Annotated in this window: 17 protein-coding genes; 16 read left to right on the top strand and 1 reads right to left on the bottom strand. The window is 30.9% G+C overall.

Annotation, left to right across the window (positions count from 1 at the left end; translation table 11 throughout):
- Positions 1-59 precede the first annotated feature (59 nt).
- From ACEWL1_RS08330 to guaB, 10 genes are all read left to right on the top strand, one after another.
- Entirely contained in the window at positions 60-1,250 is a 1,191-nt protein-coding gene (locus tag ACEWL1_RS08330; RefSeq protein ID WP_409233043.1) for a THUMP domain-containing class I SAM-dependent RNA methyltransferase, read from the top strand.
- 101 nt (positions 1,251-1,351) lie between these two features.
- Positions 1,352-3,778, top strand: coding sequence for a phenylalanine--tRNA ligase subunit beta (gene pheT / locus ACEWL1_RS08325; RefSeq protein WP_409232838.1), 2,427 nt, complete (start codon positions 1,352-1,354; stop codon positions 3,776-3,778).
- A 41-nt stretch (positions 3,779-3,819) separates the two neighbouring features.
- The gene (locus ACEWL1_RS08320) at positions 3,820-4,851 is read left to right on the top strand and encodes a quinone-dependent dihydroorotate dehydrogenase (protein ID WP_409232837.1); all 1,032 of its coding nucleotides are present in this window, start codon (positions 3,820-3,822) and stop codon (positions 4,849-4,851) included.
- 10 nt (positions 4,852-4,861) lie between these two features.
- Positions 4,862-5,476, top strand: coding sequence for a LysE family translocator (locus tag ACEWL1_RS08315; protein ID WP_409232836.1), 615 nt, complete (start codon positions 4,862-4,864; stop codon positions 5,474-5,476).
- 166 nt (positions 5,477-5,642) lie between these two features.
- A complete protein-coding gene (locus ACEWL1_RS08310; protein ID WP_409232835.1) occupies positions 5,643-6,500 on the top strand; it encodes a hydroxymethylglutaryl-CoA lyase in 858 nt (285 codons plus the stop codon).
- 266 nt (positions 6,501-6,766) lie between these two features.
- The gene (locus tag ACEWL1_RS08305) at positions 6,767-8,260 is read left to right on the top strand and encodes a bifunctional metallophosphatase/5'-nucleotidase (protein WP_409232834.1); all 1,494 of its coding nucleotides are present in this window, start codon (positions 6,767-6,769) and stop codon (positions 8,258-8,260) included.
- Positions 8,261-8,398: 138 nt separating this feature from the next.
- The gene (locus ACEWL1_RS08300) at positions 8,399-9,523 is read left to right on the top strand and encodes a porin (RefSeq protein WP_409232833.1); all 1,125 of its coding nucleotides are present in this window, start codon (positions 8,399-8,401) and stop codon (positions 9,521-9,523) included.
- Positions 9,524-9,617: 94 nt separating this feature from the next.
- Positions 9,618-10,154, top strand: coding sequence for an FMN-binding protein (locus ACEWL1_RS08295; protein WP_409232832.1), 537 nt, complete (start codon positions 9,618-9,620; stop codon positions 10,152-10,154).
- Positions 10,154-10,642: a hypothetical protein gene (locus ACEWL1_RS08290; RefSeq protein WP_409232831.1), complete on the top strand. Its 489-nt coding sequence runs from the start codon at positions 10,154-10,156 to the stop codon at positions 10,640-10,642. Before ACEWL1_RS08295 ends, ACEWL1_RS08290 begins: the two co-directional genes overlap by 1 nt.
- A gap of 67 nt (positions 10,643-10,709) precedes the next feature.
- The gene (guaB, locus tag ACEWL1_RS08285; RefSeq protein WP_409232830.1) at positions 10,710-12,185 is read left to right on the top strand and encodes an IMP dehydrogenase; all 1,476 of its coding nucleotides are present in this window, start codon (positions 10,710-10,712) and stop codon (positions 12,183-12,185) included.
- A 159-nt stretch (positions 12,186-12,344) separates the two neighbouring features.
- Here guaB and ACEWL1_RS08280 read toward each other — a convergent pair whose 3' ends face one another.
- Entirely contained in the window at positions 12,345-13,061 is a 717-nt protein-coding gene (locus ACEWL1_RS08280) for an RDD family protein (protein WP_409232829.1), read from the bottom strand.
- Between the two features lie 111 nt (positions 13,062-13,172).
- On the opposite strand from ACEWL1_RS08280, the gene ACEWL1_RS08275 reads away from it, so the two are divergent.
- Genes ACEWL1_RS08275 through ACEWL1_RS08250 form a run of 6 tightly spaced genes read left to right on the top strand, consistent with a single transcriptional unit; the run spans position 13,173 to position 19,302 of the window.
- Positions 13,173-14,144 carry a stage II sporulation protein M gene (locus tag ACEWL1_RS08275; RefSeq protein ID WP_409232828.1) on the top strand — a complete coding sequence of 324 codons (972 nt, stop codon included), beginning with the start codon at positions 13,173-13,175 and terminating at the stop codon, positions 14,142-14,144.
- The gene (locus tag ACEWL1_RS08270; RefSeq protein ID WP_409232827.1) at positions 14,131-15,012 is read left to right on the top strand and encodes a hypothetical protein; all 882 of its coding nucleotides are present in this window, start codon (positions 14,131-14,133) and stop codon (positions 15,010-15,012) included. The genes ACEWL1_RS08275 and ACEWL1_RS08270 overlap by 14 nt, the downstream gene beginning before the upstream one ends.
- A gap of 5 nt (positions 15,013-15,017) precedes the next feature.
- Entirely contained in the window at positions 15,018-15,749 is a 732-nt protein-coding gene (locus ACEWL1_RS08265; protein WP_409232826.1) for a DUF4129 domain-containing protein, read from the top strand.
- A 2-nt stretch (positions 15,750-15,751) separates the two neighbouring features.
- Positions 15,752-16,948 (top strand): DUF4350 domain-containing protein, encoded by a 1,197-nt coding sequence (locus ACEWL1_RS08260; protein WP_409232825.1) that lies wholly within the window; start codon positions 15,752-15,754, stop codon positions 16,946-16,948.
- Positions 16,949-16,963: 15 nt separating this feature from the next.
- On the top strand, positions 16,964-17,968 hold the full coding sequence (locus tag ACEWL1_RS08255; protein ID WP_409232824.1) for an AAA family ATPase: 1,005 nt from the start codon (positions 16,964-16,966) through the stop codon (positions 17,966-17,968).
- Positions 17,969-17,970: 2 nt separating this feature from the next.
- Positions 17,971-19,302 (top strand): DUF58 domain-containing protein, encoded by a 1,332-nt coding sequence (locus ACEWL1_RS08250; protein WP_409232823.1) that lies wholly within the window; start codon positions 17,971-17,973, stop codon positions 19,300-19,302.
- Positions 19,303-19,315 lie beyond the last annotated feature (13 nt).

The raw sequence follows: 19,315 nt of genomic DNA, 5'->3' as shown, positions 1-19,315 counted from the left end.
TATTAAAATTTTAAAATTGAGCGTATTCAAAGATATTAAATTATTTTTGCAGAATGAATATGAATAAAGATTTTAAAATGGTAGCAACCACCATGTTTGGTTTAGAAGAAGTGTTGGCTACTGAATTACGAAATTTAGGAGCGCAAGATGTTGTAGTTGGAATTAGAAATGTTTCTTTTAAAGGTGATAAGGGCTTTATGTACAAAGCAAATATTGCGTTAAGAACTGCCATTAGAATTTTAAAACCTATCAAATCTTTTAAAGTGTATGATGAAGAAGATTTGTACGAAAGTTTGCAAAAAATAAACTGGGAAAATTATTTAGATGTTGATGGAACTTTTTCTATCGGAGCGGTTGTAAACTCTAAACATTTTACGACAAATTCTCATTATATCACCTTAAAATCTAAAGATGCGGTTGCAGATTATTTTAGACATAAATATAGCAGAAGACCCAATGTAGATGTAAAATATCCAGATTTAAAAATTCATGTGCATATTCAAAAAGAATGGTGTACAGTTTCTTTAGATTCTTCTGGAGATTCTTTACATAAACGTGGGTATCGTTCTGCAACAAATATTGCACCAATTAATGAGGTTTTAGCTGCTGGATTAGTACTACTTTCTGGGTATACAGGTGATGAAAATTTCATCGATCCAATGTGTGGTTCTGGAACAATATTGATTGAAGCAACAATGATTGCGAATAATATTCCTGCAAACATCAATAGAAAACATTTTGGATTTGAAAACTGGAAAGATTATGACGAAGATTTATACTTTTTAATTCAAGATGTATTGTTGAAGAAAATACGTAGTTCTCATTTTAAAATTATGGGATTTGACAAGGCGCCATCTGCTGTTAGAAAAACACAAGACAATATCGAAAATGCAAACTTAGATGAGTTTATTGGCGTGCATCACGTGAACTTTTTCAATTCAAAAAAAGAAGTTTTTGGCAACACCACTATTTTGTTTAATCCGCCTTATGGCGAACGATTGAATATTGATACCGAAGAATTTTACAAGAAAATTGGAGATACGCTTAAAAATGGATATCCAGACTCTAAAGTGTGGTTTATCACTTCAGATTTAGAAGCTTTAAAACATGTTGGATTGCGAACTTCAAAAAGAATTCCGCTTAAAAATGGAGATTTAGATTGTCGTTTGGTTCGTTATGATATCTATGCAGGGACAAGAAAAATACGTTCTGACGAACGTGAAATTCCAGAAACAGATTTAGAAGATTAATTAAGAAATAAGTATAAAAAGAAGGACAAAACAAGCTATTTTACTGATAAATAATACAGATAAAATGCTTAAATTTGTACCTGAAATTTGATAAAAGAAACATGAAGATATCTTACAATTGGTTGCGACAATTTTTACAGGTTGATTGGGAAGCACAAAAAGCAGGAGAATTATTAACTGACTTAGGGCTTGAAGTAGAAGGGATTGAAACCAAAGAATCCATAAAAGGAAGTTTAGCCGGAATTGTAGTTGGAGAAGTGTTGACTTGTGTGCAGCATCCAAATGCAGACAGATTAAAAGTTACTACTGTAAATCTTGGTTCTGGTGAACCCGTTCAAATAGTTTGTGGCGCACCAAATGTTGCTGCCGGACAAAAAGTGCCAGTTGCCACTATCGGAACGACATTGTACGACGAAAAAGGTGAAGGGTTTAAAATCAAAAAAGGAAAAATTAGAGGAGAAGAAAGTCATGGAATGATTTGCGCCGAAGATGAATTAGGATTGGGAAGTTCTCATGACGGAATTTTAGTTTTAGATGCTGCTTTAAAACCTGGAACTCTAGCTTCAGAAGTTTTTAATATCGAAAAAGACGAAGTTTTTGAAATCGGCTTAACGCCAAATAGAGCAGATGCTATGAGCCATTTTGGTGTGGCTAGAGATTTGCGTGCTGGTTTGATGCAACAAGATATCAACATCGAATTAATTTCGCCATCAGTAAGTGATTTTCACGTAGATGAAAGAAAATTAAAGATTGATGTTGAAGTAGAAGATAAAGATTTAGCGCCACGTTATTGTGGAATTTCTATTACAGATTTAGAAGTAAAAGATGCTCCTGAATGGATTCAGAATCGTTTAAAATCTATTGGAATTACACCCAAAAATAATATAGTTGACATTACTAATTATGTATTACACGAATTAGGTCAGCCTTTGCATGCGTTTGATGCGCAAAAAATTAAAGGAAATAAAGTTGTTGTAAAAACCTTGCCAGAAGGAACAAAATTTACAACTTTAGACGAAGTAGAAAGAACATTAAGTGCCGATGATCTTATGATTTGTGATGCAGAATCAAATCCGATGTGTATTGCAGGTGTTTTTGGCGGATTGGCTTCTGGAGTTACAGAAAACACAACAAGTATTTTCTTAGAAAGTGCTTATTTTAATCCTGTTTCTATTCGTAAATCTGCAAAAAGACACGCATTAAATACTGATGCTTCTTTCCGTTTTGAAAGAGGAATTGATATCAACTTAACAAAATATGCTTTAAAGCGAGCGGCTTTATTAATTGAAGAATATGCGGGAGGAACGTTGGCTTCAGACATCATGGATTTTTATCCAGAGAAAGTTGAAGATTTTCAAGTGTTTTTAGCGTACGAAAATGTCGATCGTTTAATAGGCCAAGAAATTCCAAGAGAAACAATTAAAAATATTTTAGCTTCTTTAGAAATTAAAATTAGTAGTGAAACAGAAGGTGGATTAGGTTTAACAATTCCGTCTTACAGAGTTGATGTACAACGTGAAGCTGATATTATTGAAGAGATTTTACGTGTGTACGGATATAATAATATTGAGTTTTCTCATAAATTAAATACCTCAATTTCTTTTGACATCAATAAAGAAGTTAAAGTTGAGAATGTGGTTGCCAACCAATTGAGTTCTTTAGGATTTAATGAAACGATGGCAAATTCGTTGACAAAAGAAGATTATGTTGGTTTAACAGAGAATCTAAATGAAGAGCACAACGTAGAAATGTTAAATCCGTTGAGTAACGATTTAAAAGTAATGCGCCAATCTTTATTGTTTAGCGGACTAGAATCGGTTGCCTATAATATCAACAGAAAAAACAACGCATTAAAGTTGTATGAGTTTGGAAAAACGTATCATAAATACAACGAAAAATATCAAGAAGACAAACATTTAACCTTGTTTGTAACCGGAAATAGAACAAAAGAGAGTTGGAAAACTGTTTCTCAAAACTCAGATTTCTTTTATGTAAAAGGAATTGTTACATCGATTTTAGAGCGATTAGGAATCAACAATGCTAAAACAACACCAACAAAAAATGATGTGTTTTCTGAAGGAATTACCTTGAGTTTAGGGAAAATTAAATTGGTAGATTTTGGAGTTGTAAAACGAAATGTTTTAAAAGAATTCGGAATTAAACAAGAGGTTTTATTTGCAGATATCAATTGGGATAATGTTTTAAAAATGTGTGGTAACAAGAAAATTAAAGTATCTGATTTACCGAAATTCCCAGCAGTTAAAAGAGATTTAGCTTTGTTATTAGACAACGGAAAAACATTTAAAGAAATTTACAACTTGGCTTTTCAATCAGAAAAAAGCTTGTTAAAAGAAGTTGATTTGTTTGATGTTTACGAAGGCGATAAATTACCAGAGGGTAAAAAATCATACGCGGTGAGTTTTGTGTTGCAAGACGAAAACAAAACCTTAGAAGACAAGCAGATTGATAAAATAATGCAAAAATTACAAGCAACTTTTGAGAAAAACTTGGAAGCTGTTTTAAGATAAATATAAAGCTCCTTTTTGGAGCTTTTTTTATAAATAAGAAGATGTATAAACTAATAATACGACCAATTTTATTCCTTTTTGATCCAGAGAAAGTACATTATTTTACATTTTTTATAATAAAGTTTTTACATAAAATTCCATTTGTGCCGGGAATTATTAGAAGTATCTTTCAAGTAAATGACAAACGTTTAGAACGAACTTTATTTGGAATTACTTTTAAAAATCCAGTTGGTTTGGCAGCTGGTTTTGATAAAAATGCGGTGATTTATAATGAGTTGGCAAACTTCGGATTTGGTTTTATCGAAATAGGAACAGTTACGCCAAAAGGTCAAGTAGGAAATCCTAAGAAACGTTTATTTCGTCTAAAAGATGACAATGGAATCATCAACAGAATGGGATTTAATAATGACGGAATTAAAGCTGCCATCAACAATTTAAAAAAGAACAAAGGTCAAGTTATTATTGGTGGAAACTTAGGGAAAAACACAGCTACTTTACCAGAAAATTATACTTCAGATTATTGCGAAGTTTTTACAGCATTGCATCCGTATGTAGATTATTTTGTACTGAATGTTAGTTGCCCAAATGTTGGAAGTCATGCAAAATTAAATGACAAAGCTTATTTAATTGAGTTGATTTCTGCTGTACAGAATTTAAACAATAAACAAGAAAAACAAAAACCAATTTTATTAAAAATCGCACCAGATTTAAACAATATTCAATTAGATGAAATTATAGCATTGGTTGCAGAAACAAAAATTGACGGAGTTATTGCATCAAATACATCAACAAATAGAAATCATTTAAAAGCGTCTACAGAACGTTTGCAAGAAATTGGAAATGGTGGAGTAAGCGGACAACCAATTAAAGCACAAAGCACCAAAGTCATTAAATATTTAGCAGACAATTCTAACAAATCTTTTCCGATTATTGGAGTAGGAGGAATTCATTCTGCAGAAGATGCTTTAGAAAAAATAAATGCTGGTGCAGATTTAGTACAGATTTACACAGGTTTTATTTATGAAGGACCGAGTTTAATTAAGAAAATTAACAAAGCGATTTTAAAACAATAACAATTCGTCAATGATAGAAACCTTACTTTCATTTGCGTTGGCTACAACTGCATTGGCATTTTCTCCAGGACCAGACAATATGTATGTGTTAACACAAAGTATTGTCAATGGTAAAAAGTACGGATTGGCAACAGTTTACGGTTTAATTTCTGGTTGTATTGTGCACACAACTTTATTGGCTTTTGGAGTTTCAGCACTTATAAAACAAAGCGAATCGTTGTTTTTTGCGCTTAAATTATTTGGTGCCATCTATTTAATTTATTTGGCATACAAGGTTTATAAATCGGATGCTTCTATTGCTTTTTCTGAAGACAATGTGTCTAAAAAATCGACCACACAATTGTTTAAACAAGGATTTATAATGAATGTATTAAATCCAAAAGTATCTATTTTCTTTTTGGCTTTTTTTCCTGGGTTTTTGTTTAGCGATTCTTTAAGTACCGTAATTCAGTTTTATGTGTTGGGACTTATATTTATGTTTGTTTCTTTACTTATATTTTCTACGATTGCAATTTTGGCGGGTAAAATTTCTACCTACATCAAAAGCCATAAAAATGTTGGTTTGTATTTAAAATGGACACAAATAGTAGTGTTTATTGCCATTGCAGTTTTTATTTTGAAGTAGGTTTTTGGAGACTAACTTACTTATATGATATCGAACGTTTTAATACTGAAACTAGTTCAGCATAAATGTTTTATATCAGTAGTAAGCGAAGTTACCGAAAAAGGATTTTAGAAACAAGTTAAATATATTTCTAAAATCGAAAGCTTTGGTTATCTTTGATTCTTCGATGAAAAAAGTCAAAATTATAGAATGTCCACGTGACGCAATGCAAGGCATAAAATCGCATTTTATTGCCACAGAAGACAAGGCAAACTATATCAATGCGTTATTGCGTGTAGGTTTTGATACGATTGACTTTGGAAGTTTTGTTTCTCCGAAAGCGATTCCGCAAATGCGAGATACCGCAGCAGTACTTTCTCAATTAGACTTGTCATCAACCAAAAGTAAATTGTTAGCAATTATTGCCAATGTTCGTGGCGCAAATGATGCAGCTCAGTTTGAAGAAATTGATTATTTGGGATATCCGTTTTCTATTTCAGAAAACTTTCAAATGCGGAACACACACAAAACCATAGCAGAATCTATAGAAACCTTGGACGAAATTTTAAACATCGCCAACAAAACCAATAAAGAAGTAGTGGCGTATTTATCAATGGGATTTGGAAACCCGTACGGAGATCCTTGGAATGTTGAAATTGTTGGAGAATGGACAGAAAAATTATCGAGTATGGGTGTTAAAATATTATCACTTTCAGATACCATTGGTAGTTCAACTCCAGAAGTAATTGACTATTTGTTTTCTAATTTAATTCCTGCGTATTCACAAATAGAATTTGGCGCACATTTACATACAACTCCAAACTCTTGGAAAGAAAAAGTTGATGCTGCTTACAAAGCTGGTTGTCATCGTTTTGATGGCGCCATTATGGGTTATGGTGGTTGTCCGATGGCAAAGGATGATTTAACTGGAAATATGCCAACAGAAAAATTATTGTCTTATTTTACTGAGCAAAAAGTAGAAACCGGAATCAAACCAATGAGTTTTGAAAGTGCTTATAATGTGGCAATGAATGTGTTTTCTTAGAGTTACAAAGTTACAAAGTTAAAAGTTACAAAGTTAAAAGTTACAAAGTTACAAAGTTGCAGAGTTGCAAAGGCTCAAAGTTGCAGAGTTGCAAAGGCTCAAAGTTGCAGAGTTGCAGAGTTGCAAAGTTGCAAAGGATTAAAGTTGCAAAGTTGCAAAGGTTTATAAAGTTTAAAAGTTGTCACCTTGAGCATTAGCAAAATCAAAATATATTTTGATTGAAGGTAGCTAGTGAAACTAATCGAAACCTTAAAAAATATATTAAAATGAAATCAATCAATTCAATTTTATACTTTTTATCAATTGTACTATTTCTTTCATGTTCACAAGACGATGGGAAAATAGATTTTACATTTTTACAAGTAAATGATGTGTACGAAATTGCTCCGATTCAAGGTGGCGAATTTGGCGGAATGGCAAGAGTAGAAACAGTGCATCAAGAATTATTACAAGAAAATAAAAACACATTATTGGTGATGGCGGGCGATTTTTTAAATCCGTCTTTATTAGGAACCGTAAAATACAATGGAGAACGTATTCGTGGAAAACAAATGATAGAAACCATGAATGCGATGAATTTTGATTTGGTTGCTTTTGGAAATCACGAGTTTGATTTAAGTGCCAGCGATTTACAAAAACGCATGGATGAAAGTAATTTTGATTGGATTACAAGCAATGTTTTAGAAAATAAAGACGGAAAAATAGCTCCGTTTTCTAACAAACACAATCGTGTAAACGAAACCTTTATCAAAGAATTTACCGACGCAGACGGAACTACAATAAAAGTCGGATTTATTAGTGTTTGTGTGCCTTCTAATCCTAGAAGTTATGTTACGTATAAAGATGTGTTTGAAGAAGCAACACGTTCGTATAACGATTTAAAAGATAAGGTGGATGTTGTTTTTGGGTTGACACATTTAAGCATCGCAGAAGATAAAAAAATTGCAAAATTATTACCAAATATATCCTTAATTATGGGCGGACATGAACATACAAACATGCTAGTTTCTGTTGGGAATTCCTTTGTCGCAAAAGCGGATGCCAATGCAAAAACTGCTTATATTCATAGAATTTCGTTTGATAAAAAAACCAAAAAAGCTACAATCCAATCAGAATTAAAAGAGATAAATGCATCCATTGTAGAAAATGAAAGAGTAGGAGCAGTTGTGCAAAAATGGCAAAGCATTTTAAAGAAGAAAATTAAAGAAATTATTGAGTCGCCTGATGAAGTAATTTTAAATGCAACACTTCCGTTAGACGGAAGAGATAAACCGATTAGAAGCAAACAAACTAATTTAGGTGAGTTAATTACCAAATCCATGTCTTTTGCATTTGATAATGAAGTTGATTGTGCTTTGGTTAATGGGGGTTCTATTAGAATTGATGATGAGCTAGAAGGAAATATTACAGCCGTTGATATATTTAGAGTGTTGCCTTATGGTGGCGCAGTTTTAAAAGTAAAAATCAAAGGAAGTTTGCTTTTAAAAGTGTTAGATTATGGTGAAAAAGCTGCAGGAACAGGAGCTTATTTACAACGCTATAATGTTTCAAAAGCAACTACTACTTGGTTGATAAAATCAAAACCAATCAACCCAAACAAGATATATACAGTTGCTTTTTCTGATTATCTTTTAAAAGGATTCGACATTCCGTTTTTATCAGAAAAAAACAAAGAAGTACTTTCTATTTATCAACCAATTGCTACAGATATTTCTTATGATATTAGAAATGCTGTAATTTTATACTTAAAATCTTTATAGATAATTAACAGTATTTCAGACTTTTATTTTATTTCAATAATTTTTATTTAAAATAAATCTAAATAAGCTTTTTTAAACTAAAAAGTGTTTTTACTTTTGCGACATAATTAAAGCTATTTATAATTAATCTAAATAAAAATGAAAAGAATTTTATTACTTACAATTGTAGGTTTATCAATCAGTTTATCAGCACAAGAAAATGCTGCACAAAAATTATTAACAACTAATGACAGCCAAGAAAGATTAACAATTGGAGGTTATGCAGAAACACATTACAATAGTGCTTCAGGAAAAAACGCAACATTAGATGTACATCGAGTTGTATTATTATTGGGTTATAAATTTAACGAAAGAACTCAGTTTATTACAGAATTAGAATTTGAACACGTTAAAGAAGTATATGTAGAACAAGCTTTTTTACAGTATTCTTTAACTGATAACATTAATTTAAGAGCTGGTTTAATGTTGGTTCCGATGGGAATTGTAAATGAATATCACGAACCAACCACATTTAACGGAGTAGAAAGACCAAGTATGGATAAATCTATTGTGCCAACAACTTGGAGAGAAATTGGTTTAGGACTTTCTGGAAAGTATAACGAAGCTTCTTTGCGTTATCAAGTTTATATGTTTAACGGATTTGCTTCTGATAATGGAGGAAAATATTTAGGAGGTTCGAATGGATTGAGAAACGGTAGACAAAAAGGGGCAGAATCAACCATGAACCATGTAAATTTTTCTGGTAAATTAGATTATTACGGATTGCCAGGATTGCGTTTAGGATTGTCTGGATATTTTGGTAGAACACAATCTGATAAATCGATTGAAGATATTGATGGAGCAGATGTTGGTGTTGCAATGCTTGGATTGGATGCTCGTTACGCGTATAAACGATTTTCGGCTCGTGGACAGTTTATCCACACAAACATTACAGACAGTGAAGCATACAATGCATATTATGGTTCAGATTTAGGTTCTTCGCTACAAGGTTGGTATGTAGAAGCTGCTTACAATTTATTACCTCAAGAAAAAGAACAAGAATTAGTAGGATTTGTACGTTTCGAGGATTTTAATACACATGCTTCAACTGAAGGAAATTTAGCACAAAATTTAAGTTATGATAGAAATGAAATCACTTTTGGCCTGACTTATAAAGTTGCTCCTGGAGCAGCATTTAAAGCTGATTATCAATTTAAAAATACTGCAATTCCGGGTGCTGATACCGTAAAACAATTAAACTTAGGATTCGGAATTTGGTTCTAAGAAAAAACAATTCGTTTAATGTTGAACTAGGATATTGTTTTAAAATAGTATCCTAGTTTTATCCGTTTTAAAAACATTCATCTATTTTTGCAACATGAAAACTAGAAAATTTATATTTCTAATCATATTCTTTATAACAGCACAGTTATTTGCAGATCAATTACCAAAAAATATTGCAAAAAAAGTAACTAAAGAGCTTGTAAGAAATTTTAATAGAGAAGATTTACAATTAGTAAGTGTTACAATTCCTGTTGAAATAAATAATCAACTCGGTAAAAAAATTGGAAGTGCCAATTTATTTAAAATTGTTGATGGTAAAAATGTTATGGGTTATGCGTATATTGATAAAGCTCCAAGTAAAACAGATGAATTTGATTATTTAATTCTATTAAACAAAGAATTGATAATTCTTAAAACAAAGGTTTTAATCTATAGAGAAGATTATGGTGGCGAAATAGGAAGCAGACGTTGGTTGAAACAGTTTATAGGAAAATCATCTAAAGATCAATTAAAATATAAAAACAACATCATGGCAATTTCTGGCGCAACAATTTCTGCATTGTCTATGACCAATGCTGTAAATCAGTTTTTATTAGATGTTAGTATTCTTCACAAAAACAACATTTTATAATGCAAATTCACGGTAGTATTTCACAGTTTCCAAAAGAAGTAAAAGGCTTAATAATCGCATTTATCATTACCTTAAGTATTGGATTTTATGCTGGAATTCGTTTTGTTGATGAAACTAGTAACTCTAATCCAACCGGTATTGAAGAACGTTATTTAGGAAACGAAAATGATGAAGATGCTACGGTAATGAAATTTAAAAAAAGCAACCAAGAAGTAATGACATTGGTTCATAATCATATTTTATCATTGTCTGTTATCTTTTTTTTATTAGGCGGAATAGTTGCTACAACCAGAATTAATAAAAAGTTAAAAGCATTTTTAATGATAGAACCTTTTGTTTCAATCCTCTGTACTTTTGGCGGAATTTATTTTATGTGGGCAGGAATTCTGTGGATGAAATATGTAATCATGATTTCTGGAATTTTAATGACCATCTCATTTACAGCCTCAGTTTTTTTTATTTTAAAAGGTTTATTAATTAAAAAATAGAATTTTAGTAGCATTCCAATTAATAATTGTAAATTTGCCTGCAATTAATTTATAAGTTGATTGTACCATGAAAGCTCACAATTCAAAACTTGTTGGAGAAGGTTTAACCTACGATGATGTACTTTTAGTACCTGCCTTTTCTGATGTGCTTCCTAGAGAAGTAAATATCCAAACAAAATTTACCAAAAACATAACGATTAACGTTCCAATTGTTTCCGCAGCGATGGATACCGTTACAGAATCTGCTATGGCAATTGCTATTGCTAGAGAAGGCGGAATCGGTGTTTTACATAAAAATATGACCATTGAGCAACAAGCTCAAGAAGTTAGAAAAGTAAAAAGAGCAGAATCAGGAATGATTTTAGATCCGATTACATTGCCAATAACTGCAAAAGTTTTAGATGCAAAAAATAATATGCGTGAGCATAAAATTGGTGGAATTCCGATTGTTGATAAAAATGGATTTTTATTAGGAATTGTAACCAACAGAGATTTGCGTTTCGAGAAAAATAACGAAAGACCAATTACAGAAGTAATGACTTTTGAAAATTTAGTAACTGCTGTTGAAGGAACTTCTTTAGATCAAGCAGAAGTTATTTTGCAACAAAATAAAATAGAAAAATTACCTGTTGTTACTAGTGATAATAAACTTATTGGATTAATTACTTTTAGAGATATTACCAAAGTAACTCAAAAACCAACAGCAAATAAAGATACTTTTGGGCGTTTACGTGTTGCTGCTGCATTAGGAGTTACTCCAGATGTTGTAGATAGAGCAGAAGCGTTGGTAAATGCTGGTGTTGATGCAGTTATTATTGATACAGCCCACGGACATACAAAAGGAGTTGTAAATGCGTTAAAAGCAGTAAAAGCAAAGTTTCCAACTTTAGATGTTGTCGTAGGAAATATTGCCACTGCAGAAGCGGCTCAATTTTTAGTTGATGCAGGCGCTGATGCAGTAAAAGTAGGCATTGGACCTGGATCAATTTGTACAACGAGAGTAGTAGCAGGAGTTGGTTTTCCACAGTTTTCTGCAGTACTAGAAGTGGCAGCAGCAATCAAAGGTTCTGGTGTTCCAGTTATTGCGGATGGCGGAATTCGCTATACTGGTGATATCCCGAAAGCAATTGCAGCAGGAGCAGATTGTGTAATGTTGGGATCTTTATTAGCAGGAACCAAAGAATCTCCTGGAGAAACCATTATTTACGAAGGAAGAAAATTCAAATCGTATCGTGGAATGGGATCTATTGAAGCGATGAAACAAGGTTCTAAAGATCGATATTTTCAAGATGTAGAAGACGATATTAAAAAATTAGTTCCAGAAGGAATTGTTGGTCGTGTTCCTTATAAAGGAGAATTGGAAGAAAGTATTCATCAATTTGTAGGCGGTTTAAAAGCAGGAATGGGATATTGTGGCGCAAAAGATGTGGCTACTTTAAAAGAAACCGGAAAGTTTGTTAGAATTACTGCAAGCGGAATCAACGAAAGTCACCCACACGATGTAGCAATTACTAAAGAAGCTCCAAATTATAGTAGAAGATAAAACAGTTATCAGTTTTCAGTTATCAATTATCAATGATCAGTAATCAATTATCAATTTTTAGTGATTGTTGTAAAATGCACTCAATTGAATTAGTTGTCATTCCGAAATGAGTTAGTTGTAAAACGATTGAGATTTTTTTTAGAAAAGCTAAATATAATTTTATTGTTGTGTATAATAACTATAATCTTTCAGTACAATTTCAATAAAATCCATTGCATTTAAATCTGTTTTTATTTGTGTTAAATTGATGATTTTTGCGTGCAATTTCATTAACACTTTATGATTGCGTTTTCTTTTTGCCTTATAATACACACTTTTTATGGTTTGCATATCTGCATCTGTTAAAACAGTAACTTGCGGAAAACGAGGAACGTAATTTTCTGGCAAATCTACTGCCACAGTTTGCGTTATACTTACTCTTTTCTTTTCACTAACTACAGTTGTTCCGGCAGCTAAATCTCCTAAACGTTGTCCTTTTCCAGTTAATAAAATACTAACTATTGCTACAGAACCTGATGACAAAGAAAAATCAATAAAATTCAACATCCATCGCAATAAATAACTACTAAATGTTGGTTTAGAACCGTCTAATTTAACAACACGAATTTTATTAAAATGTTTGCCAGGAGTTTGTCCGTTCATCAACATTTCAAAAATCAAGGTATAAAAAAAGATTGGCAAACCAAATAATAAATAAGCTACCCAAGCATCAAAACCATTGTCTAAATTCGTTAAATTCATTATGATAACAATGATAATAACATAACCAACAATTATCAATCTATCGAGTAAGTACGAACCTATTCTTGTGGTTAGATGCGCAACATTTTGATTGATAGAAATATTTTGAGCAGTTTCTATTTGAAAATTATCCATTTTTGCCGTTATTTGTTAATCGTCTTTTTCATCTGAAAAGCGAATATAAAAAGATTCTATGACTACTTTGATTACTTTACAGATTTTGTTATTAAATAGGTTTTTTAGTTAATGAGAGAAGCCGCATTTATAAAAAACAATAAAGAAAAGTGGCAACTCTTTGAAGCTGTTTTAGCAAAGAAAAAAAGTGTTTCTCCAGATAAATTATCAGATTTATATATAGAAATAACAGACGATTTAAGTTATGCTAAAACATTTTATCCAAATAGTAAAGTGGTTGCTTATTTAAACGGAGTAGCTGCTGCTGCACATTTAAAAATTTATGTCACTAAAAAAGAAAGTAAAAATAGATTTATTACCTTTTTTAAAACGGAATTTCCTTTAGAGTTTTATCAGCATCAAAAACAATTATTAATTGCGTTTTCTGTGTTTTTATTTTTTGCTTTAGTAGGTGCATTTTCTGCTGCTAACGACGGTAATTTTGTGCGTGTAATTTTAGGAGATTCTTATGTAAATATGACTTTAGAAAATATTGCAAAAGGCGATCCGATGGCTGTTTATAAACAACAAGCAGAAATGGATATGTTTTTAGGAATTACCATTAACAATATTAGAGTTGCAATGATGGCTTTTGTATTGGGAATCTTGTTTTCTATAGGAACTTTATATGTATTGATGCAAAACGGAATTATGTTAGGTTCTTTTCTGTACTTTTTTTATGATAAAGATTTGTTATGGGAATCGTCTAGAACAATTTGGATTCATGGTACAATCGAAATTTCTGTAATTGTAATTGCTGGTTGTGCAGGAATGGTTTTAGGAAACGGTTTGTTGTTTCCGAAAACCTATTCGCGTTTAGAATCGTTTAAAAAAAGTATCAAAGCCGGATTAAAAATTATGGTCAGCACCATTCCGTTCTTTATCGTTGCAGGATTTCTAGAAGGTTTTGTAACCAGACATACAGAAATGCCCGATTGGTTAGCAATTTTTATCATTGTATCATCCTTAAGTTTAATTATATTTTATTACATTATATATCCGATTAGAATCACTAAAAAACTACAAAAAAATGAGCAACAATAACTTCATTGAATTTAAAAAAGAAAGAGATTTAGGTGCAATAATTTCTGATACCTTTAAGTTTTTAAGATTAGAATGGAAACCCTTTTTTGGGGCCATTTTAAAAACAGCATTTTTACCAATTATCATTGCTATTGGGGCTTTGTTTTTTTACATGTATTCCTTTCCATCTATTTTTGGAGGTTTAGAAGCTTCTGACTTTGGTGTTTCTGAAGAACCAAATTTTGGGCTGCTATTTATCTCGATTGCATTTATGATGGTTTTCTTTTTAATTGCTTATGTGATAATGAATATTACAGCATTGTATTATGTAAAATCATACATTGAAAATAATGGAACTGTAGATTTTAATTTGATTCAAGATAGCGTTAAAGATAAATTCTGGTCTTTTACAGGATTGTTTTTATTGGTTGCATTAATTGTTTTAGCAAGTGCTTTGTTGTGTTTTTTTCCTGCAATTTATACAGGAACCGTGTTAGCATTAGCTGCACCAATATTGGTGTACAATAATTTAGATGTAACAGAATCTATTAGTTATTCTTTTAACTTTATAAAAGGCCATTGGTGGGAAACTTTTGGAGTAATGTTAGTAGTTGGAATTATTGTAAACATTATTGGATACGTTTTTTCTGTACCAGCAATCATTTATTTTTTCATAAAAGCAGGAACTGTAATTGCATCAAATGACCCAACTGCTTTTGCAGAATCGCTAACAGATCCCATTTATTTGATGTTAAACGGAATTTCTTATATCGGTCAGTTTATTTTGTATGGAGTTACTTTAATATCAAGTGTTTTTATTTATTTTGATATTGATGAGCAGAAAAATGGAAGTGGAGCAATGGATAAAATTGATAGCTTAGGAAGTTAATTAATTTGAAAAAAAACTTCTTATATATCGTTCTTTTTTTTATTATTTCAGGGATTTCTGCACAAGAAAAATTCCCTGAAGTAAAAATTGATACAACATCAATTATAAAAAAGCAGTTTGATAAAAACAGTATAGAAGATTACAAAAACGATGCAATTTTTGATTATTCTGTCAATACATCTGGACCTTCTTTGTATGAGCAAATTTCTAATTGGTTGAATAGAGTTTTGCAAAAAATACTCTCTTGGTTTTTTGATGATATTGAAGCTCCGTTTGGGTTTATAAAGAGTTTTTTAAAACTACTGCCATACATTATTGCAGTTGTTGTTTTATATTTAATTATCAACTTTTTCTTAAAAATTAACTCAAGAAACATCATTAGCGGAAAAAGTAATAAAGAAATTGTACACTTACAAGTTGATGAAGAATTGTTACATAGTAAAGATTTACCAACTTTGATACACGCTGCAGTAGCATCAAAAAACTACAGGTTAGCAACAAGATACCAATATGTTTTATTGTTGCAGAAATTATCAAATAAAGAGCTAATTGTTTGGGAGCAACAAAAAACAAACGAAGATTATAGTAAAGAACTTCAAGATAAAAATATTCATGTAGAGTTTGATAAAATAACCCAACTTTACGATTATGTTTGGTACGGAAATTTTGAAATTAATGACAAACAATATTTAAAAGGAATGGAAAATGTTCAAAAAATAGAACATAAAATTAAATAGATTTGGATAAGAAACTAAAAATATATTTTTCGGTTTTCATACTCATGTTTGCACTCATCATTTTTATGGAAGCAAGCAAGCCAAAACCTATCAATTGGTTTCCTAGTTATGCAACTAATCATACGATTCCGTACGGAACTTTTGTGTTTACTGAAGAATTTAAAAAACTATTTAAAGACACAGAATTTAAAACGATTACCGAACCACCATATCAATTTTTAAAAGATACAACTCAAAAAGGAACCTATTTTTTTGTAGACGGAACTTTAAATTTTGGAAAAGTAGAATTTGAAGAATTGCTACAATTTGTAGCACGTGGAAACGAAGTTTTTATGTCAACAAACGGTGTAAACATTGATACACTTAACCTTAAAACAAAACAATTAGCAACACATTTTTTTAAAGAAGCATCCTTTTATAAACTACTCAATAAAAACCTAGATACTACAGAATATAAGTTCGATAGAAAAAACAGCAATCTTGTTTTTTCTGAAATAGATACTTTAAAAACAACGGTTTTAGGAAAGCTAATCATTAAAGATTCTGATTCAATAAAAGGAGCAGAAGGTGTCAATTTTATTAAATACAAATACGGAAAAGGACAATTTTATTTTCATACATTTCCGTTGGCTTTCACTAATTACAGCATGTTAAAAGATGCAAATCATCAATACATTTCTTCGGTGTTATCTTATATTGACGAAAGCAAACCGATATTTTATGATGGTTATTATAAAACAGGAAAATCAAAAATAACATCACCAATGCATTATATTTTAAGTTCATATAATTTGCGTTGGGCGTATTATACGGCTTTAATTGGTGTGCTATTTTTTGTTGTTTTTAAAGGAAAAAGAACTCAAAGAATTATTCCGGTTATTGCATCATTAAAAAATCAAACAGTAGCTTTTACAAGAACTATTGCGATGATGTATTATCATAAATCAGAACATAAAAATATTGCAGAACATAAAATTAATTATTTCTTAGAATACATTAGGTCTCAATTACATATTTCAACGCTAACTATTGATACAGCGTTTTACAAAACTGTTGCATTAAGAAGTGGAAATGCGTTCGAAGATGTTCAAGATTTATTTAAAAATATAAACACAATACAAAACTTGAAAGTAATTTCTAAAGAGCAATTAATCGCATTAAATTCTCAGATAGAGCAATTTAAAAAACAAAGAGTATAGTATAAAAAACATCATATGGAAACACAATCAGAACAAAACTCAGAAGAAAACCACCAATTTTCTAGCAGAATAGATTTGTCGAAATTAAAAGAAGCTGTCGATAAAATTAAAGAGCAATTAGGGAAAGTAATTGTTGGTCAAGATGAATTTGTAGAGCTATTATTAGTTTCTTTATTAGCAGACGGACATGTTTTAATTGAAGGCGTTCCTGGTGTTGCAAAAACAATAACTGCAAAATTGCTTTCTAAAACGGTTCATACAGCGTTTAATAGAATTCAGTTTACACCAGATTTAATGCCTTCGGATGTATTAGGAACTTCTGTTTTAAACATGAAAACGTCTGATTTTGAATTTAAAAAAGGACCCATTTTTTCGAACTTAGTATTGATTGATGAAATTAATAGAGCGCCAGCAAAAACGCAAGCTGCGTTGTTTGAAGTAATGGAAGAAAAACAAATTACAATTGATGGAAATCAGTATAAAATGAAACCTCCATTTATGGTGTTGGCAACTCAAAACCCAATTGAGCAAGAAGGAACATACGCATTGCCAGAAGCACAATTAGACCGATTTTTATTTAAAATTAATGTTGGGTATCCAAATTTAGAAGAAGAAGTTACAATTATTAATAATCATAATAATAGAAAAGGAACATCTGTAGAATCTGTAATAGAAGCGGTTTTAACAGAAGAAGAATTAATTTTATTTAGAGCAAATGTTCACGATATTCTTGTAGAAGAAAAGATTGTAAAATACATCGCAGAAATTATTTTAACTACCAGAACACATCCGCATTTATTTTTAGGCGGATCGCCAAGAGCAAGTATTGCAGTTTTAATGGCTTCAAAGGCTTTTGCAGCCATAAACGGAAGAGATTTTGTAATTCCTGAAGATGTAAAGAAAAGCTTATTTCCTGTGCTAAGACACAGAGTAATGTTAACTCCAGAAAGAGAAATGGAAGGATATACAACAGATAAAGTGATTGAAATGATTATTCAAACCATAGAAGTTCCAAGATAATTTTGACAATCTTTAAACAAATACATATTCACAATAGGTTCTTTACTTATATAGCAATACTGTCCGGTGTGTTTTTACTTTCGTATTGGATTCCTGTTTTATTGGTTGTTGCTTGGTTTTTAGCAATTACTTTTACAACAATTGCTATCATTGATATCGTACTGTTATTTAGATTTAAAAATGGAATTTCAGCAAATAGAGTAGTGCCAGAAAAATTTTCTAATTCTGATGAAAATAAAGTCACCATTACATTAAATAATCAATATCCGTTTGCAGTACAATTAACAACAATAGATGAATTACCAATACAGTTTCAAAAGCGAGATTTTTTTTATTTTAAGAATTTAGAAAAACACGCAGCGGATACTTTTGATTATACAGTAACCCCTTTTGAGAGAGGCGAATACCATTTTGGAAGTTTAAATGTATTTGCAGCAACAGCATTATCATTTTTTTCTAGAAGATTTCGATTTAATGTTGATAAAATGGTAGCTGTGTATCCGTCGTATATTCAAATGAAAAAGTACGAATTCTTAGCAATCAGCAATAAATTAAATGCAGTTGGCTTAAAAAAAATAAGGAGAATTGGACATACTTTAGAGTTTGAACAAATTAAAAATTATGTTGTTGGCGATGATGTTAGAACGATAAACTGGAAAGCTACTGCGAAGAAAGGTGAATTGATGTTGAATCAATATCAAGATGAAAAATCGCAACCAATATATTCTATTATTGATACTGGTCGAGTAATGAAAATGCCGTTTAATGAATTAAAATTATTAGACTATGCCATTAATGCAACCTTGGCTTTTTCTAATATTGCATTGCTAAAAAACGATAAAGCCGGAATGTTAACGTTTTCAAAATCAGTAGATAACATGGTTTTGGCAAGCAATAAAAAAACAAATTTATCTGTTATAAATGAAACCTTGTACAATATCAATACAGAATATTCAGATTCTGATTTTGGGCTGTTATACGGAACCATTAAACGTAAAATTACCCAACGAAGTTTATTGATTTTATATACAAATTTTGAACATATTTCGGCTTTAAAAAGACAATTGCCTTTTTTATTAGCACTTTCAAAAAAGCATTTATTAATTACGGTGTTTTTTGAAAATACAGAATTGGATGAATTAATTGAAAACAATGCAAATAATTTACAAGAAGTATATCATAAAACCATTGCAGAAAAGTTTTCTTATGATAAAAAACTTATTGTTAAAGAGTTGGAAAATAAGGGTATAAATACAATTTTAACAAAACCAGAACAGCTATCTATTAATGTTATTAATAAATATTTAGAGTTTAAATCTAAAGGATTGATATAAAAAAACCAGCACA

It is taken from the genome of Polaribacter gochangensis (assembly GCF_046224025.1).
In the GTDB taxonomy this organism is placed as follows: Bacteria; Bacteroidota; Bacteroidia; order Flavobacteriales; family Flavobacteriaceae; genus Polaribacter; species Polaribacter gochangensis.
This window is presented reverse-complemented; position numbering and strand designations above follow the sequence as displayed.

Excerpts from the sequence above, each read along its gene's own strand:
- ACEWL1_RS08310 (WP_409232835.1), top strand. The coding sequence starts at position 5,643 with ATGAAAAAAGTCAAAATTATAGAATGTCCACGTGACGCAATGCAAGGC.
- ACEWL1_RS08270 (WP_409232827.1), top strand. The coding sequence starts at position 14,131 with ATGAGCAACAATAACTTCATTGAATTTAAAAAAGAAAGAGATTTAGGT.
- ACEWL1_RS08330 (WP_409233043.1), top strand. The coding sequence starts at position 60 with ATGAATAAAGATTTTAAAATGGTAGCAACCACCATGTTTGGTTTAGAA.
- ACEWL1_RS08255 (WP_409232824.1), top strand. The coding sequence starts at position 16,964 with ATGGAAACACAATCAGAACAAAACTCAGAAGAAAACCACCAATTTTCT.
- ACEWL1_RS08305 (WP_409232834.1), top strand. The coding sequence starts at position 6,767 with ATGAAATCAATCAATTCAATTTTATACTTTTTATCAATTGTACTATTT.
- ACEWL1_RS08275 (WP_409232828.1), top strand. The coding sequence starts at position 13,173 with ATGAGAGAAGCCGCATTTATAAAAAACAATAAAGAAAAGTGGCAACTC.
- pheT (WP_409232838.1), top strand. The coding sequence starts at position 1,352 with ATGAAGATATCTTACAATTGGTTGCGACAATTTTTACAGGTTGATTGG.
- ACEWL1_RS08290 (WP_409232831.1), top strand. The coding sequence starts at position 10,154 with ATGCAAATTCACGGTAGTATTTCACAGTTTCCAAAAGAAGTAAAAGGC.
- ACEWL1_RS08300 (WP_409232833.1), top strand. The coding sequence starts at position 8,399 with ATGAAAAGAATTTTATTACTTACAATTGTAGGTTTATCAATCAGTTTA.
- ACEWL1_RS08280 (WP_409232829.1), bottom strand. The coding sequence starts at position 13,061 with ATGGATAATTTTCAAATAGAAACTGCTCAAAATATTTCTATCAATCAA.
- ACEWL1_RS08315 (WP_409232836.1), top strand. The coding sequence starts at position 4,862 with ATGATAGAAACCTTACTTTCATTTGCGTTGGCTACAACTGCATTGGCA.
- guaB (WP_409232830.1), top strand. The coding sequence starts at position 10,710 with ATGAAAGCTCACAATTCAAAACTTGTTGGAGAAGGTTTAACCTACGAT.
- ACEWL1_RS08320 (WP_409232837.1), top strand. The coding sequence starts at position 3,820 with ATGTATAAACTAATAATACGACCAATTTTATTCCTTTTTGATCCAGAG.
- ACEWL1_RS08295 (WP_409232832.1), top strand. The coding sequence starts at position 9,618 with ATGAAAACTAGAAAATTTATATTTCTAATCATATTCTTTATAACAGCA.